At 60.7% G+C, this 16,463-nt stretch carries 17 protein-coding genes; 8 read left to right on the top strand and 9 right to left on the bottom strand.

Annotated elements, in window-relative coordinates:
- Positions 1 to 195: 195 nt before the first annotated feature.
- From GRI43_RS07800 to GRI43_RS07785, 4 genes are all read left to right on the top strand, one after another.
- A complete protein-coding gene (locus tag GRI43_RS07800; RefSeq protein WP_160730432.1) occupies positions 196 to 783 on the top strand; it encodes a hypothetical protein in 588 nt (195 codons plus the stop codon).
- A gap of 45 nt (positions 784 to 828) precedes the next feature.
- Positions 829 to 1,743, top strand: coding sequence for a sulfite exporter TauE/SafE family protein (locus GRI43_RS07795; protein ID WP_160730431.1), 915 nt, complete (start codon positions 829 to 831; stop codon positions 1,741 to 1,743).
- On the top strand, positions 1,740 to 2,498 hold the full coding sequence (locus GRI43_RS07790; RefSeq protein WP_160730430.1) for a TIGR02186 family protein: 759 nt from the start codon (positions 1,740 to 1,742) through the stop codon (positions 2,496 to 2,498). Before GRI43_RS07795 ends, GRI43_RS07790 begins: the two co-directional genes overlap by 4 nt.
- Positions 2,499 to 2,583: 85 nt before the next feature.
- Positions 2,584 to 4,401: an ATP-binding protein gene (locus GRI43_RS07785; RefSeq protein WP_235903636.1), complete on the top strand. Its 1,818-nt coding sequence runs from the start codon at positions 2,584 to 2,586 to the stop codon at positions 4,399 to 4,401.
- A gap of 6 nt (positions 4,402 to 4,407) precedes the next feature.
- Here the strand turns inward: GRI43_RS07785 and GRI43_RS07780 are convergent, their stop codons facing one another.
- From GRI43_RS07780 to GRI43_RS07770, 3 genes are all read right to left on the bottom strand, one after another.
- On the bottom strand, positions 4,408 to 5,178 hold the full coding sequence (locus GRI43_RS07780) for a hypothetical protein (protein ID WP_160730429.1): 771 nt from the start codon (positions 5,176 to 5,178) through the stop codon (positions 4,408 to 4,410).
- The gene (locus tag GRI43_RS07775; protein ID WP_160730428.1) at positions 5,178 to 5,912 is read right to left on the bottom strand and encodes a 7-carboxy-7-deazaguanine synthase QueE; all 735 of its coding nucleotides are present in this window, start codon (positions 5,910 to 5,912) and stop codon (positions 5,178 to 5,180) included. Before GRI43_RS07775 ends, GRI43_RS07780 begins: the two co-directional genes overlap by 1 nt.
- A gap of 212 nt (positions 5,913 to 6,124) precedes the next feature.
- Positions 6,125 to 8,836 (bottom strand): valine--tRNA ligase, encoded by a 2,712-nt coding sequence (locus GRI43_RS07770; RefSeq protein WP_160730427.1) that lies wholly within the window; start codon positions 8,834 to 8,836, stop codon positions 6,125 to 6,127.
- Positions 8,837 to 8,915: 79 nt separating this feature from the next.
- Between GRI43_RS07770 and GRI43_RS07765 the strand changes: the two genes are divergently transcribed.
- The 4 genes from GRI43_RS07765 to GRI43_RS07750 are packed head-to-tail and all read left to right on the top strand — an operon-like array spanning position 8,916 to position 12,456.
- Positions 8,916 to 10,028 carry an MlaE family ABC transporter permease gene (locus GRI43_RS07765; RefSeq protein ID WP_160730426.1) on the top strand — a complete coding sequence of 371 codons (1,113 nt, stop codon included), beginning with the start codon at positions 8,916 to 8,918 and terminating at the stop codon, positions 10,026 to 10,028.
- A complete protein-coding gene (locus tag GRI43_RS07760) occupies positions 10,028 to 10,882 on the top strand; it encodes an ABC transporter ATP-binding protein (protein ID WP_160730425.1) in 855 nt (284 codons plus the stop codon). Before GRI43_RS07765 ends, GRI43_RS07760 begins: the two co-directional genes overlap by 1 nt.
- Before the next feature lie 9 nt (positions 10,883 to 10,891).
- Complete coding sequence (locus GRI43_RS07755) at positions 10,892 to 11,842, top strand: MlaD family protein (RefSeq protein WP_160730424.1); 951 nt, start codon at positions 10,892 to 10,894, stop codon at positions 11,840 to 11,842.
- Entirely contained in the window at positions 11,839 to 12,456 is a 618-nt protein-coding gene (locus GRI43_RS07750; protein ID WP_235903635.1) for an ABC-type transport auxiliary lipoprotein family protein, read from the top strand. The genes GRI43_RS07755 and GRI43_RS07750 overlap by 4 nt, the downstream gene beginning before the upstream one ends.
- Before the next feature lie 17 nt (positions 12,457 to 12,473).
- Here the strand turns inward: GRI43_RS07750 and GRI43_RS07745 are convergent, their stop codons facing one another.
- The 6 genes from GRI43_RS07745 to crcB are packed head-to-tail and all read right to left on the bottom strand — an operon-like array spanning position 12,474 to position 16,338.
- A complete protein-coding gene (locus GRI43_RS07745; protein ID WP_160730423.1) occupies positions 12,474 to 13,169 on the bottom strand; it encodes an ATP12 family chaperone protein in 696 nt (231 codons plus the stop codon).
- The gene (locus GRI43_RS07740; protein WP_160730422.1) at positions 13,166 to 13,387 is read right to left on the bottom strand and encodes a hypothetical protein; all 222 of its coding nucleotides are present in this window, start codon (positions 13,385 to 13,387) and stop codon (positions 13,166 to 13,168) included. The genes GRI43_RS07745 and GRI43_RS07740 overlap by 4 nt, the downstream gene beginning before the upstream one ends.
- Complete coding sequence (locus tag GRI43_RS07735; RefSeq protein ID WP_160730421.1) at positions 13,384 to 14,037, bottom strand: HAD-IA family hydrolase; 654 nt, start codon at positions 14,035 to 14,037, stop codon at positions 13,384 to 13,386. Before GRI43_RS07735 ends, GRI43_RS07740 begins: the two co-directional genes overlap by 4 nt.
- Positions 14,034 to 14,642 carry an FMN-binding negative transcriptional regulator gene (locus GRI43_RS07730; RefSeq protein ID WP_160730420.1) on the bottom strand — a complete coding sequence of 203 codons (609 nt, stop codon included), beginning with the start codon at positions 14,640 to 14,642 and terminating at the stop codon, positions 14,034 to 14,036. Before GRI43_RS07730 ends, GRI43_RS07735 begins: the two co-directional genes overlap by 4 nt.
- Positions 14,642 to 15,931 (bottom strand): RluA family pseudouridine synthase, encoded by a 1,290-nt coding sequence (locus tag GRI43_RS07725; RefSeq protein WP_160730419.1) that lies wholly within the window; start codon positions 15,929 to 15,931, stop codon positions 14,642 to 14,644. Before GRI43_RS07725 ends, GRI43_RS07730 begins: the two co-directional genes overlap by 1 nt.
- A complete protein-coding gene (gene crcB, locus GRI43_RS07720; RefSeq protein WP_160730418.1) occupies positions 15,928 to 16,338 on the bottom strand; it encodes a fluoride efflux transporter CrcB in 411 nt (136 codons plus the stop codon). Before crcB ends, GRI43_RS07725 begins: the two co-directional genes overlap by 4 nt.
- Between the last annotated feature and the right edge of the window lie 125 nt (positions 16,339 to 16,463).

The following is a 16,463-nucleotide window of genomic DNA, read 5'->3' as shown; positions in this document are numbered from 1 at the left end:
GCATCTGCAACTGAGGCGCCGCGCAGAGCTACGTTAACAAGCGTGCAAAATTCACTAACGGTCTCGCAGCCGGCCAAAAGGAATGACTTGTCTCGACCCAATTCTGTCCGAGGCGCAAGTAAGCGTGAAAAGCGTTGGTCATTCGATGGATGGGCATTTTTCCGTTCTCAAGATGGCCTCCCGACAGCTGCAGGCGTGCTGGCACCGAGTTATGGTGGCAGTCAGGTCGGCGCAGTCATGCGGTACCGGCTCGATCCGCACAGCAGCTATAAGCCCGTTGCCTATGCGCGGGTCACCAAGGCAATTTCCCAAGGCGAGGAGGGCGATATTGCGCTTGGAGCCGCGGCACGGCCGGTGCCGCAGATCCCGGTGGCGCTCCATGCCGAAGCAAGGTTGTCGCGCAATGCGTCTGGCACGGAGATCCGGCCAGCCGTATTTGCCGTGACCGAGCTGCCGCCAGCGCAATTGCCGCTTGGCCTGCGGGCTGAGGCATATGTCCAAGCGGGCTATGTCGGCGGCAATTTTGAAACCGCCTTTGTCGACGGGCAAGTGAGACTAGATCACAAGTTGGCGCAGGTCGGCGGTGCTGAACTGAGGCTGGGCGCCGGTGTATGGGGCGGGGCGCAAGAGGGTGCCGAAAGGCTCGATGCCGGACCTGGCATCAGTGCCAATTTCAATCTCGACCGGGCCCCTGTGCGACTATCGATGGACTACAGGCACCGAGTGGCCGGAGACGCGCAGCCCGATTCAGGAATCGCAGTCACGCTTTCGACCGGATTTTGAACCGTTTCACCTTTCACCTGCCGCACGCGTGCGGTAGGGCGGGCCATGGATCTTTATCTGCCCATTGCGAACCTGTCGGTGAACGGCATCTGGATCGTCGCTTTGGGTATGCTGACCGGCATCCTGTCCGGCCTGTTCGGGGTCGGCGGGGGATTTCTCACAACGCCATTGCTGATCTTTTATGGTATCCCGCCAACGGTTGCGGCTGCGTCGGCTTCTACCCAGGTTACCGGTGCCAGCGTGTCCGGGGTCTTCGCTCACAGCAAGCGCAAGGGCGTTGACTACAAGCTGGGCGGGGTCACCGTTGTCGGTGGTATTTTCGGCGCCGGGATCGGGGCGATCCTGTTCCGCTTCTTGCAAGCCGCCGGTCAGATCGATGTTGTGATCAACATTCTTTACGTCGTCATGCTGGGGACCATTGGTTCTCTGATGGCGAAGGAAGCGATGGAATCGATCCGGCCAGCGCAGGGATCTACCTCGCGCAGCGCGCCGAAGCGGCGGCATCACCCGCTGGTGACCGCATTGCCCCTGCGTTGGCGGTTCTATCGCTCCGGTCTGTATATCTCGCCCTTCGCGCCGCTCATTCTCGGCATTCTGGTCGGCATTCTCACCATGCTGATGGGCGTTGGCGGCGGCTTCATTCTGGTTCCGGCCATGCTGTACATTCTCGGCATGAGCGCGGGTGTCGTGGTCGGTACGTCGCTGTTCAATATTCTGTTCGTGACCATGGCGACTACAATGATGCACGCTTTGACAACCCAGGCGGTGGACATTGTTTTGGCGGCGTTTCTCCTGCTCGGCTCTGTGACCGGGGCGCAGATCGGCACGCAGGTGGCGCAGAAGGTCAAACCTGAATGGTTGCGCCTTGCGCTCGCGGTGATCGTTCTGCTTGTCGCGCTCAGAATGCTTTTCGGACTGGGTGTTCAACCGGACGAGATTTACACGGTGTCGCCGCTATGAGCCGGGTGTTCCTGATAATCCTGTGCTTTTTTGCACTGAGCGCGCAGCGTGACCCGATCCTCGTGCCGGAGGTGTCCCAGCACGAGGTGCAGGTGCGGCAGGGCTTTACCGGGACAGAGCTCATTCTGTTTGGCGCCATTCTGGACCCGTCGGGTCAGCGGGCTGGCCGAAAATACGACATCGTTGTGATCCTCAAAGGGCCGTCGGAACCGATCCGTCTGCGCGAAAAAGAACGCATTGGCCCGATCTGGATGAACGCTGAAAGCACGGCGTTCCGCTCGGCCCCTTCTTTCTTCGCCGTGGCGTCTTCCTCCGCGCGGATTGCAGATATTGTCGATGAAAGAACCGCAGCGATTTATGAACTGGGGCTCGACTACATACAATTGTCCCCCAGTGGCACCATCGATCCGGAAGAACAGGCCCGCTTCACGGCAGGGCTGGTCGATCTGCGAGAGCGGCAAGGATTGTACAAGGAATCGATGGAAGGCGTCCGCATCAGCGAGCAGGTGCTCTATCAGGCACGGATTTCCTTGCCGTCGAATGTGCAGACGGGAACCTATACTGCGGAAACTTTCGCCATTACACGCGGCCGCGTAATCGCCTCCGCTATTGCTGAAGTCGAAGTCAAGAAAGTCGGGTTTGAACGCTTTGTAGAGCTGTTTTCGCAGCAACAAGAGTTCTGGTACGGACTGCTTGCCGTCAGCCTTTCGATCTTCATGGGATGGGTCGCCGGCCGGTTATTCGCGCTGATTTAAGCCCGCTGGCCGGGCAGTTGACCCGATATTAACCCCTTTCGCGCTAGCGCGTATCCCGAAACACAACGGGAACTGGGCGCACACCATGGGCGAATTGGGTAATCACAATTTCAGGCAGCCGCAGGCGGGAACGCCGGCAGCGTCGCCAAACGCGAATTCGGGTGGGGCTGCTCAGCCTCAGTCAGAGGCTCCGCACAATCCGCAGCCCGCGCCCAATAGCGCGCCGCAACCGGCGGCCCAGCGTCCAGCTGCGCAGCCATCTGCTCAGCCGGCACCCGCAAAGCCAACTGCAAGGTCCGACAACGCCAAACAGCCAATTGGTGTCGTTCTGGAAATCGCGGGCTCAGGCTCGCAAATCGCGCTGGATCTCGAACGTCTAAACCAGTGCATGCAGGACGAAGATCCATCGATCGCACTGGCCGGGCAGGTTGGTAGCCAGATCAAGATCCGCGTGGGTGATGCCTGGCTGCTCGCAAACGTCCGCAACCAACGGCAGGATCGCCGTTCGAACGGCGGAATCATCGCCAATATCGACTTCCTCGGCGAAGGACAGGAAGAGAAGCTGACCGGCAAGATTCACGGCTTCCGCCGCGGCGTGACCCGCTATCCCGTGCCTGGCGCGCTTATCTATCCGGCGACCACTTCCGATCTCAAACAGATTTATGCCAGCGATGGACGTTCGAATATCCAGATCGGTACGGTTTATCCGACCAAGGACATTCGCGCCGGCGTTTACATCGATGCGATGCTGGGCAAACATTTCGCGCTGCTCGGGTCGACCGGTACCGGTAAATCGACCAGCGCCGCGCTTATCCTGCACCGCATCTGCGAAGCTGCGCCCGATGGTCACATCGTAATGATTGATCCGCACGGGGAATATTCCGCAGCGTTCAAGACCAATGGCCAGATCCTCGACGTAACGAACCTTCAGATGCCCTATTGGCTGATGAACTTCGAAGAACATTGCGAGGTGCTGCTTACTTCGCGCGGCAACGAACGTCAGATCGACGCCGATATTCTGGCGCGCTGCCTGCTGGTGGCACGCAACAAGAACCGCCTGGCCGAAACGATGGGCAAGATCACCGTCGATTCGCCGGTGCCTTATCTCCTGTCCGACCTTTCCGGCGCAATTCAGGACCAGATGGGCAAGTTGGACAAAGCGACCAATTCCGCGCCGTATATGCGCATCAAGAACAAGCTTGAGGAACTGAAGGGCGATCCGCGTTACCAGTTCATGTTCTCCGGCATGCTCGTGGGTGACACGATGGCGGACTTCATTTCCAAGGTGTTCCGGATGCCCGGCAATGGCAAACCGATTTCGATTATCGATGTCTCGGGCGTGCCGTCGGACATCACCTCCACCGTGGTTGCGGTTCTCAGCCGGCTGGTGTTCGACTTTGCGATATGGGGCCGCGACGAAAAGACCCGTCCGATCCTGCTCGTATGCGAGGAGGCCCACCGATACGTTCCAAACGAGAAGAACGCTGATGGCTCGTCGGTCGGCAATATCCTTGGCCGGATCGCGAAGGAAGGCCGTAAGTACGGTATCTCGCTGGGCCTGATTACCCAGCGTCCATCTGACCTTGCCGAAGGCGTGCTGTCGCAGTGCGGCACGATCATCTCCATGCGTCTCAACAACGACCGTGACCAGGCATTCGTGAAGGCTGCAATGCCCGAAGGTGCGCGCGGTTTCCTCGATTCGATCCCGGCCTTGCGCAACCGCGAATGCATCATCTGCGGCGAGGGCGTGGCCATCCCGATCCGGGTCAGCTTCGACAACCTCGAGGAAATCAAACGGCCGGCATCCGAAGACCCGAGCTTTGTTGAACTTTGGACCGGCAGCGGAGGCGAGGAAGAGGCGGTTTACCGCACCGTCCAGCGCTGGCGCAGCCAGGGGGTCTAGTACGCCTTACCGGGCGAGCATCTTGCCGATCAGCAAGGCTCGCCGCGTGTCCGTTTGGCTCTCGATGCTGGAAAGCATCCGCAATGCCGAATCGCATTGCTGCTCTGCGCTGAGCGTGGCCGAATCCGCGTCGCCGAAGATCACTGCCAATTGCTGAGCGCTCGCGCCTTCGTCTTTCATCGTATCTGCGAGGCCGTCCAGAATGGCGGGCGTAATATCGAGCCGCAGCTGCTGGTCAGCGCGTCCGGCGGCCATCGCCTGGACACGCGCGGCTGCGGTTTCTCCGATTAATCGCGAGCTTTCCTGCGACAGCGGGTCCGAGGGGATCAGCGTGCCGAACAGGTAATCGGCGCAGTAGACAGGCTCGTCGCGCTGCAGCGATGCCAGCAATTCGCGTTCCTTGCCGGCGACCGCATCAAGCGAAGGCAGCGGGGCAGCAGCAAAATCATTGCGATGGCTGGCCATGAACTGGCCCAATTGCCTGCTGCCAGCTTCGATCACCATTTCCGGCGGGGCGTTTTGCATCCCGGCATCGGTCATCGCTTCGAGCAGTTCGTCATATTGCAGCGGAAAGGATTGCTCCATCGCCCGCAGCACGGCCAGATCGCCCGGTCGCGCTTCAAGCACCTCGACAATCTGGTTTTCGACCTGCTTGGACGGGTTGAAATATTCCTCGATCCCGCCGGCCCAGAAAAAGCGTGCCATCAGTCCAGCGATTACCACGGCGATGAAAAAGCCGACTTTCTGCGAACCGGATGCTTCGGAAAGATAACTCATCAAGTCCCCCTTGTATCGCCGAACAGATGGATGTGCAGCCGGTCGGTCATGCGGAAACCATGATCGAGACAGGCCTGCGTCATCCATTGTTCGCGGGCACGGATTGTCTCGCTGTCGGTCCCCTCCGGCATCAGGAATACCCGCTGGCGGGGCAGCGCGTGCGTGCGCACCAGTTCAGCCACTTCATCAACATCGCCGGGCGAGGCGACGACGAATTTGAAGAACGCCCGCTCGTCCAGCGAATAACTGCGCAGCCGTTCGGGGATCAGCGCCAGTTCCGCCGGATTGCCGCTATGTGCCAGTTTCGGGCTGACGTTATACTGGTCGATCCACACATCGACATGGCCGGGCGCGGTGGTGGTGCCGTTGGTTTCAATCTCTACCGTCATGTCGGGCAGCAGTTTGAGCAATTCACCCAGCGCTGCGGCCTGCAGCAAGGGTTCGCCGCCGGTCACGACCAGCCGGGTTTGTCCCAACGCCTCAATTCGCGCGGCTACATCTGCCACCTTCAGGGTGATCTGGTTCGCCTTGCGTTCGAAAGTTTCAGCATTGCGGTGCGGGCGGTTATCGCCTTCAAAATGCCAAGTGTAGGCGGTGTCGCACCATGTGCACGCCAGATTGCAGCGCGACAGCCGGACGAAGGTGCAGGGCGACCCGGCGCTAGGGCCTTCGCCTTGCACAGAGGCAAAGATTTCTGGCTCCCCCGGCGCCTGTGTGGCGAGGACTAGCTGCACGGCTCACCCCCGGCAAACCCTACAGAATGGAACACATGGAACACGGTCCTGAGGCAGAAAATACCGGGTCTGCCAGAGCGCCTGTCAATGCGCCTGCCAATGCGCCTGGCAGTGCGCCAGAAGCTTGCCCCGAAATGTGTCGCTGCGTATTCCATGGTCGCGGTGTGCCAGATATCGGCGGGGTAGGAAAATACCGCCACCGACACCGTGCCTTATCCCAGCCGTTCCAGCGCCGCAGTCAGCCGTTCGACTTCGGCGCTGTGATGCGCGTGGTCGGCCTTGGCCTTCTCCACCGCCTCGGGCTTTGCGCGTTCGACGAAGTTCGCGTTGCCCAATCGCCCTTCGAGCGATTTTGCTTCCTTGGCAGAGACTTCGAGAGCCTTGGTCAGGCGGGCCTTTTCCGCATCGATGTCGATCAGGCCTTCCAGCGGGATTGCCAGCGTGTCCGAACCTGCGCCGATCTGCATTGCCGCCCCTTCAGGCGCGTGCGTGGTATGGATCGCGCTGATCCGGGCTAGCCGTTCGATCGCCGCGCTGTTGCGGGCAATAGCATCAGCGGCAAGCGGGCTGGGTGCCTCGCAATAAGCCTCCAGCTTTTGCCCCGGCGGGATGCCAAGCTCGTTCTTGGCGGCGCGAACCGCGCTGGTCAGACCGATCAGCCATTCGACTTCGGACTTGGCCTCGGCATCGACACCCGCTCCAAATTCAGGCCATTTGGCGGTAATCAGCGGGTAGTTTGCACGGTCGCCCTGTGCATTCCACAGCTCTTCCGTGACGAACGGCATGAACGGGTGCAGCATCACCAGAATCTGGTCGAGGACCCAACCGGCAACAGCCTTCGTTTCCTCGTCAAAATTGCCTTTGATCAGTTCGATATACCAATCGCAGAATGTGTCCCATGTAAAGTGGTAGATGATGTTGGCCGCCGCATCGAAACGCAGATCGGCCATCGCCGCATCCAGTTTCGTCAGCGTTCCGGCAACTTCGCCAATGATCCAGCGGTTGACCGCGCTGGTCGCCTCTGGAGCTTCCATGGTAGCCGATGCGGTGATGCCGTTGGTTTGGCAAAAACGGGCCGCGTTCCACAGCTTGGTCGCGAAATTGCGGTAACCCTTGACCCGCTCGTCATCCATCTTGATGTCGCGGCCCTGGCTTTCCATCGCTGCCATGAAGAACCGCAGCGCATCGGCGCCATATTGATCGATCAGGCCCAGCGGATCGACCACATTGCCTTTTGATTTGGACATTTTGGAGCCGTCTGCCGCGCGGACCAGACCGTGCAGATACAGCCGTTTCCAAGGGGCCTGACCGGTCAGATGCATCCCCTGCATCGCCATCCGCGCATCCCAGAAAAACAGGATGTCGAAGCCGGAAATCAGCAGGTCGTTGGGATAATGCTTTTGATAGAGCGGCGCGTTTTCGTCGGGCCAGCCGAGCGTGGCAAAAGGCCACAGGCCGGAGGAAAACCACGTGTCGAGCACGTCTTCATCGCGCTTCAGCGTAACGCCTTCGCCAGCCTTTGCCTGGGCCTCTTCCTCGGTCATGGCGACGAACACATTGCCGCTTTCGTCGAACCACGCTGGAATCCGGTGCCCCCACCACAGCTGGCGGGAAATGCACCACGGCTGGATGTTTTCCATCCAGTGGAAGAAGGTTTTTTCCCAGCTTTGCGGAATAATCTCGATGTCGCCGTTTCGCACAGCTTCCATCGGCGCGACCGCAAGTTTCGCGGCATCGACATACCACTGGTCAGTCAGCCATGGTTCGATCACCACGCCGCCGCGGTCGCCAAACGGGGTGGCAATTGTGCGCGGTTCCGCGTCGAGTTCGACCTCTTCGCCCTTTTTCGTCTTGGTTATGTGCGGGATCAGGTAACCCTGTTCCTTCAGGCGCTGAATCACCAGTTCGCGCGCGCCGTCCACACCGTCACGCTTGAAACGGTGCAGGCCAAGAAACTCGTCAGGCACCAGGCCGTCTGCCGTCTGGCAAACATTGGCCTCTGCATCGAGCATGTTGAGCATATCGGCAGGGGCAAAGCCTGCGCGCTTGCCGACATCGAAATCGTTGAAATCGTGACCCGGCGTGATCTTCACCGCGCCGCTGCCCAGTTCGGGGTCGGCATGTTCATCCGCGACGATCGGAACCTTGCGGCCGGTAATCGGCAGCACGACATGCTTGCCGACAACGCTGGCGTAGCGTTCATCATCCGGGTGCACGGCAACCGCCATGTCGGCCAGCATCGTTTCGGGGCGGGTGGTCGCAACCTCGATATAGTCGCGTCCGTCAGCCAGCGTAACGCCGTCTTCCAGCGGGTATTTGAAATGCCAGAAGCTGCCCTTGATATCCTGCGTCTCGACCTCGAGATCGGAAATCGCGGTTTTCAGCTTGGGGTCCCAGTTGACCAGCCGTTTATCACGGTAGATCAGCCCGTCATTATACAGATCGACGAAGACCTTGAGCACGGCCTCGCTGAAATGCGGGTCCATGGTGAACTGTTCGCGGCTCCAGTCCATCGAACAGCCCAGGCGGCGCAGCTGGGTGGTGATGGTGCCGCCGCTTTCGCGTTTCCAGTCCCAGACCTTCTCGACAAATTCCTCGCGCGAATAATTGGTGCGCTTGTCCTGCTTCTCTTCCAGCTGGCGTTCGACCACCATCTGTGTCGCGATGCCCGCATGGTCGGTGCCGACCACCCACAGCGCATCCTTGCCGCGCAACCGCTCGTACCGGATCACGATATCCTGCAGCGTGTTGTCCAGCGCATGGCCGATATGCAGGCTGCCGGTGACGTTTGGCGGCGGGTTCACGATGGTGAAGGGCTGCGCGTCGGGACGCTCGGGACGGAAAAGCCCCTGTTCTTCCCAGTGCTGGTACCAACGCTGCTCGATGGCAGCCGGATCGAATGTCTTGGCGAGTTCGGTGGTCATAGTGACCGGCCTTTGCCAGCGACAACCGGCGCACGCAACGGCTTGTATGGAGAGAGTTTTCGCCGCATAGCTCCGTCATATGGATAACGGGGCCCATTTCAGCATTGAAGAGCGCGCGGAAAGCGGCCCTGTGCTGGCCCTGACCGGCGCGTATCTCGTTTCGACCATTGGCGAAATCGACGCGGACCTGCGCGATGTGGATGGCGATGTCGGGGCGGTCGATCTGTCCGGTGTAACCGCAATCGACACCGTGGGCGCATGGATTGCAGCGCGCCTGTCTACGCGGCTCGGCGTGCCGATTGTCGGCGCCGGGGACCGCGCCTCGCGTCTGCTCAAGGAAATCGAATCGGCGAATGAGGTCGAACCGGAAGCGACGGATTTGCGCCCCGGTTACGAACGCGCTGCCGAACATGTCGGTGTTCTCGTCGAAGAATTCGTCGGCGGGATCAAGGGCGTGGTCGGATTCCTCGGTCAGACGCTGATTGCGGTGGGCCAATTGCTGCGCTCGCCGCGCCTGTTCCGCGGCAAGGCTGTCGTCCGCCAGCTTGATCTGGTGGGTATTCGCGCACTGCCAATCGTCGGCCTGATGAGTTTCCTGATCGGTATCGTCATCGCGCAGCAAGGCGCGGTGCAGCTGGCGCAGTTCGGTGCCGAAACGCTGACCGTCAATCTCGTGGGCCGGATCACCCTGCGTGAACTGGGCGTGCTGATGACCGCGATCATGATCGCGGGCCGTTCCGGATCTGCCTTCGCCGCGCAAATCGGCACCATGAAACTGACCGAAGAAGTCGACGCGATGCGCACCATCGGCATTTCGCCGCTGCAGGCGCTGGTGATTCCGCGTATTCTTTCGGCGGTTTTGATGATGCCGCTGCTGGGCTTTTATTCGTCGGTTGTCGCGATCGTTGGCGGCGCAGTGGTCGCCGACCTGTCGCTGGGCATACCGTTCCTGACTTTCCTTGAACGGATCAAGGAAGTCGTGCCGCTGTATGACCTTTGGGTCGGCCTGATCAAAGCGCCGGTGTTCGGCCTGATTATCGGTATCGCCGGGTGCTATCACGGGATGCAAGTGGCAGGCGATTCAGAGCAGGTCGGGCGGCGCACCACGATGGCAGTTGTCTCCGCAATCTTCATGGTCATCGTGCTGGACGCGTTTTTCGCGGTATTCTTCACCGAAATAGGGTGGGGCTGATGAGCGGCGAAGAAAGTGAATTCCAGTACCCGATCGTGGTCGACGGTCTGGTCAACCGGTTTGGCACTCAAACGGTCCACGAAGATCTCTCTCTGAAAGTGAAACAGGGTGAAATCCTGGGCGTAGTGGGCGGTTCCGGGACCGGTAAGTCGGTGTTGATGCGGTCCATCATCGGTCTGCAGCGGCCCAATGAGGGGCATATCGAGGTGTTCGGCAATTCGATCACCGAAGCTGAGCCGGATGAGGAGATTGGCGTCCGGTCGCGCTGGGGCGTGTTGTTTCAGGGCGGCGCGCTGTTTTCGACCCTGACAGTGGGCGAAAACGTGCAGGTTCCGCTGAAACAGTTTTACCCCGAACTTAGCCAGAAGCTGCTCGACGAGATCGCGCTGTACAAGGTGATAATGTCGGGTCTTCCGGCAGAAGCGGTCAACAAATACCCGTCGGAACTTTCCGGCGGGATGAAGAAGCGCGCGGGCCTTGCCAGGGCGCTGGCACTGGACCCGGAGTTGCTTTTTCTTGACGAGCCTACGGCGGGCCTCGATCCGATTGGCGCGGCCAAGTTCGACAAGCTGACCAAGGAATTGCAGGATACGCTGGGCCTGACGGTGTTCCTGATCACCCACGACCTCGACACGCTGCATGAGATTTGCGACCGGGTCGCGGTGATCGCGGATCGCAAGGTCATCGGCGTTGGTACGATCGACGAACTGCTCGCCACAGAGCATCCGTGGATTTTGGATTATTTCACCGGCCCTCGTGGACGCGCAGCACAGGCCGCACAGGCGCGCGAAAGCAAACGGGAAGTTTCGAGCGCATCACGTTCGATGGACAAGCCGCGCAAGGGCGGGGCATAAGGAAACAGTATGGAAACGCGTGCAAATCATCTGTGGGTCGGTACGATCACCTTGCTGCTGCTTGCCGCTTTGGCCGCATTCATCATCTGGATCGCTCAGTTGGGCCAGGGTGCGCAGAAGGATTACGATATCCTGTTCCAGCAATCGGTCGACGGGCTGGCCAACGGATCGCAAGTGTCTTTCGCAGGCGTGCCCGCCGGTCAGGTGACGCAGATCGCGATCTATGAAAACGATCCCAGTTTCGTCCGCGTGCGTATCCGGGTGAAGGAAGAGGTTCCCATCCTGATGGGGACGACAGCGACCATCCAGGGATCGTTTACCGGCGTTTCAACCATCCTGCTTGATGGCGCGCGTCAGGGCGCACCGCCAATTACTTGCGAAACAACATCCTGCCTTGAAGACGGCGTTCCGCAGATCCCGCCAAAGGCCGGCGGCTTCGGGGCGATCCTGTCCAATGCGCCGCTGCTGCTCGAACGTCTGGCGACGCTGACCGAGCGGATGACCGAGCTGCTTTCTGACAAGAACCAGGGCGAGATTGCCGGTATCCTTCGCAATACCAACCGGATGACCGACGAGCTTGCCGACACGGCCCCGCAAATCAAATCGACCATGGCGGAGCTGGAAAATACCTTGAAAGAAGCCGGTGAGGCGCTGGATTCGTTCGAAAAGGTCACCGATTCGACCGACCAGTTGCTCAACAGCGAAGGCGCTTCCCTGGCAAAGCAGCTGCGCGAGACACTGGGCACTGCGAACACGGCGGCGAAATCGCTCAGCGACACGCTGGAAGATGCACGGCCTGCCGCGCGCCAGCTGTCGACCGAAACCTTGCCTGCTGCAGAGGCGACGCTGGAAGACCTGCGTGCCACCAGCAAGGCACTGCGCAGCGTTACCGAACGGCTGGAGAACGAAGGGGCGGGGTCGCTGCTCGGTTCCAAACCGCTGCCGGAGTATGAGCCATGAAAGACAAGAGGAACCCGCCGATGTTGGCCATGATCCGTAACGGTGCCGCCGCCATGGCTGTGATCGCCCTGTCCGGGTGCATCAGCCTGTCGTCCGAACCGCCCGAAAGCCTGCTGACGCTGACAGCCACCGCCTCTGCCCCTGCAGGAACGGGGACCGCCGGTAGCAGAGCGACTGCGATAAAGGTTCTGGAACCTGAAACATCCGCCCGGCTGAGTGTTGCCCGGGTGCCGGTGCAGGTCGATGCAACCGAAATCGCCTATCTGAAAGACGCGGTCTGGGTTGAGAAGCCGTCGCGCCTGTTCCGTACATTGCTGGCCGAAACACTGCGTACCCGCACCGGCGGGCTGGTGATCGACGGGGATGATCCGGGCGTTGGCGCTGCTTCGACCATTCGAGGGACCTTGCGCGAATTCGGCTATGATGCTCGCACATCATCGGTGATTGTGCGTTTCGATGCCATTCGCAGCGAGCCTGACGGCGCATTGCAAACCCGCCGCTTCGAAAGCGTGCAACCCGGCATCCTGGCGGAAGCGGGGCCGGTCGGAGATGGGCTGAACCGTGCGGCTAACGATGTTGCGGGGCAAGTCGCAGATTGGGTTGCAGGCGGATAAACCCGGCGCGGCCGCGCTCAGGCGCGGGCCAGTCTCGCAAATTCAAATGCGTTCATGAAATCTGCGGTGCGCCTTTTGCGCACTGCCTGCGCTTCGCTGTCCTCACCCCATTGTTCGATCTGCCAGTCCTCTTCCAGATTGGCGGCATTCCACAATGCGTCGGCATCGGCATCTTCGGCCATTGCCAGAAGCCCGATTGATAGCGAGGCGGCAAGCGAAGTCATGCTTTGCAGCGAAGCCAGCGCAAAATGGTCCATCGCGGCCAGACGTTCACGCATTTTTGCAAGCGAGGCATCGGGCTGCGGACGGTGGACGATGCCGCTGACCCGTTCCAACCGGATACCTTCGTCTTGCTCGAACCGCTCGATGATCGGCTCCCAGATTTCTTCCTGTCTGCGGAAGAACGGTTCGTCCGGGCCGGCGCGGTAACACAGTGTGTCAGTTTCCAGAAATGGCAGAAGCTTCGCGGCAGCGGCATCCGTGTCGGGCGAAATCAGGTCGATGGCATAATCGGCCAGGTCGCGGCGGCGAAACAGGTTCACGTCGATCGGATCGCCCTGCGCAGACCATTCTTGCGCCATATCTTCAGCAAGTGCCCTGTTCGGCAGCATCTGCCGGTTGCCCAAGGCAGTCTTGACCGGCCGGCCATCCAGTTCAATCCAGTACGCATCATTACCGCTGTTGACCGAGACGTCCGTGTAAAACCGCTTCATTGCGGGGGTGTCCTCCACCGGCGCACCAGAAGTTGCGGGATCAGGAAAGTATCGGCGATCCCGACCACGATCAGCGCGTATCCGGCAATATCCGGCCAGCCGATGGTTCCGTTGACCACGAGAATGCCCAGAATGAGCATGATTGCCCCGAACAGGCGGGTCAGCGAGATGATGAAATACCGCGTGCGGGCGACTGCATCGTCATTGTTCTGGATCATATCAGGATGTCTCCAAGATGTGATGGGCTGGCGGCGATAGCCTCTGCTCCGGCGCCTGTGAGTTCGGCCGGGGTGTGATAGCCCCAATCGACGCCGATGGGGCGAACGCCGGCGGCCTTGGCCATTTCGATATCGAAGGTGGTGTCTCCGATCATCACCGCATCCGCCACGCTCGCACCCACTTCTTCGATTGCGGCATGGAGCATGTCGGGATGGGGTTTGGATGGATGCCTGTCGGCTGTCTGGCAAGACACGAAATGATCGCTCAGGCCGTGCATCATCAGGCAAGAATAGAGCCCCCGGTCGGATTTCCCGGTGGCGACTGCCAGCGTCCAGTCAGCGGCCAGCAGCCGGTCAAGCAGCGGCTTGATCCCCTGGAAAAGCGGTTCCTGCAATCTTCCTTCCAGACGGCTGGTGCGAAACGCGTCCTTGTAGGCGTCGACCGCGGCTGCGCGCTGCCTGCCGCTGGCGTCGGGTGCCAGATGGCCAAGCGCCTGCGGCAGGCTGAGCCCGACGATGCGCCGAATGTCGTGACGGTCTGGCGGGGGCAGATCTGCGGTTTGGAAGGCGATCTCCATCGCTTCACAAATACTTGCCTGCCCGTCGACAAGCGTGCCGTCGCAATCGAATACGGCCAATTTGATGGTCATTGGTCTGGCACCAGTGTGCGCATCAATTCGGCCACGGCAACCGATCCGTTGGCCTCAAGCCCCTTTGCCACGCGCGTGCGGTCGCTGGCGCTATCGTCCTGCGAAAGCTTGACCGTATCGCGCCACGCACGCACTTCCATCTCGAAACCGGCGATACCGGACATCAGGCGCCGTTTCCGTTCATCGGTCAATTCATCCATCGTCCACGGCCTGCCGCCTTCGACGCGGCCTTCGTGCCGCTGCGACAGCGTTTCGAGCATGGCAAGCGTACCCTCTGCGGCCATTTTCCTGATCGGACCTTCCAGTTCCAGCGCGACGAAATTCCACGTCGGAACGGTGTTGCGGTCTTCATACCAGCGTGCCGATACATAGGCATCGGGTCCGTTGACGACGATCAGGGCGTTCTCTCCAGCCAGATACCTGCTCAGCGCATTGCCACGCGCGAGGTGGAACTGGACCGCCCCGTCACCGGTGGACAGCAGCGGCGTATGCGCCACCCGCGGACCATCCGGCGTCTGCATGAAGACCATTCCCATGCCGATCTGGTCGATCAGCGTTTCCTGCAACGCTCTGTCGCCGCCGCGATAGGCCGGGTTGGGATGCATTACCGCTTGCTTCCTTTGCCTGGGCCAGGCTTTGCTCCGCGACTTGCCGTTCCGCGTGTGCCGGGTTTGCCGCGCCCTTTGGGCTTTGGCGCGCCGCCCTTGGCGAATTTGGCAGTCGATTTTTTGCCCAGCTTCTTCTTCGGGTTTTTGTCAGTGGCCCCGCGCGAGCGCCGCTCGCCGCGCGTATCCTTGCGGATTTGCTTGGCGTGCTGGCGGGCGGCCTTCTTCTTCAGCTCCTTCGGCATCGGGCCGGGGCCTTCGTCGGGCCGGGCGTCGCTGTCGTTCTCATCGAAACCGAGCTGTTCCATGCTCGATGCGAAATGTTCAGGCAGATCGGCCACAACGTCCAGCGGCGAGCCATCCGGGTGGTCGATGATCAGGCGCCGCGCATGCAGGTGCATCTTGCGGCTGATGCTGCCGGTCAGGAAAGCATCGGGACCGCCATATTTGCCGTCGCCAACGATGGGGTGCCCGATTGCCGCCATGTGCACGCGTAACTGGTGGGTGCGCCCGGTGAAGGGCTGCAATTCGACCCATGCCGCGCGGTTTCCTGCGCGGTCGACTACGCGGTAGCGGGTTTTGGCAGGTTGCCCCGCCGCTTCATCGACATGCATTTTTTCGCCGCCGGTGCCCGGTTGTTTGGCCAGTGCCGCCTCGATAACACCGTCCTGCACCTCGGGCACGCCGACCACCAGCGCCCAGTAAATCTTCTTGGCTGAACGGCCCGAGAAACGCTTGGAGAAATACGCCGCGCTGCCCGGTGTGCGGGCAATCAGCAGCACGCCGCTGGTATCCTTGTCCAGCCGGTGGACGAGGCGCGGGCGCGGATCATTTTCGCCGGCAAAGGCATCCAGCAGGCGGTCTACGTGATCCCTCATGCCGGTGCCGCCCTGCGTGGCAAGACCCGGAGGTTTGTTAAGCGTGATGGATGCTTTGTCCTGCGCGATCAGCATGGATTCGGCGCGGGCGATATCTTCGTCCGACAGTTCCTCCCGCTTACGCGGGCCGCGCTGCGCTGTCTCGCCGCCCGGCGGAACGCGCAGCATCTGGCCTGCCTTCAACCGGTCTTCCGGTTTCACCCGCTTGCCATCCACCCGGATCTGGCCGGTGCGCGCCCAGCGGCTGACCATGGCAAAGCCGATCTGCGGTAAGTTCCGTTTGAACCAGCGGTCCAGCCGGATGTCATCGTCATCCTTGCCCACCGTGAACTGGCGGACATTGTCCGAATCCTTCGCCGAATCCCACGGGTTAACGCCCGATCCGTCGGGATTTTTATCTTCGCCGCTCATGCTGCAAGTCTCATTACGATCAATCCAAGGTAAAGTCCGATCAGGCCCGCCATGACCGAAACGAACGCGTATAGCAGCGACTGGCCGACCTGGCCGCGCTCGATCAGCAGCATCATCTCAAGGCTGAAGCTGGAAAAAGTGGTGAATCCGCCGAGCAAACCTACGCCGATCAGCAGGCGCCATTGTTCGCCCCCTGCGCCGCCGTGCCGGGCCATCCATCCCGCAAACAGGCCCATCAGCAGGCTACCGGTGATGTTTACCGTCAGCGTGGCCCATGGAAATGCAGTAACAGCCTTGGGGCCAAGCCAGCCGGTCATCAGCCGCCCGGTCTGGTAACGCATGGCCGCGCCGACAGCGCCGCCCAATGCGACATTGAGGGTTGCTGCTAATGGTGAGAGAGAGGACATGGCGGCTCCTTAGCCGTGCAGGGGCCATAGGGAAAGCAGGCAAAGCCGCCGCTGCATCATCGGCGGGCTTCGCGGAGCAAACTGGGGCGTCCTAAGCCCTTGCCAAAACTGCCGCGATTCGCTAG

The sequence above is a fragment of the Pontixanthobacter luteolus genome (genome assembly GCF_009828095.1).
In the GTDB taxonomy this organism is placed as follows: domain Bacteria; phylum Pseudomonadota; class Alphaproteobacteria; order Sphingomonadales; family Sphingomonadaceae; genus Pontixanthobacter; species Pontixanthobacter luteolus.
The sequence above is the reverse complement of the archived record's forward strand: the minus strand, read 5'-3'. Positions and strand labels throughout refer to the sequence as shown.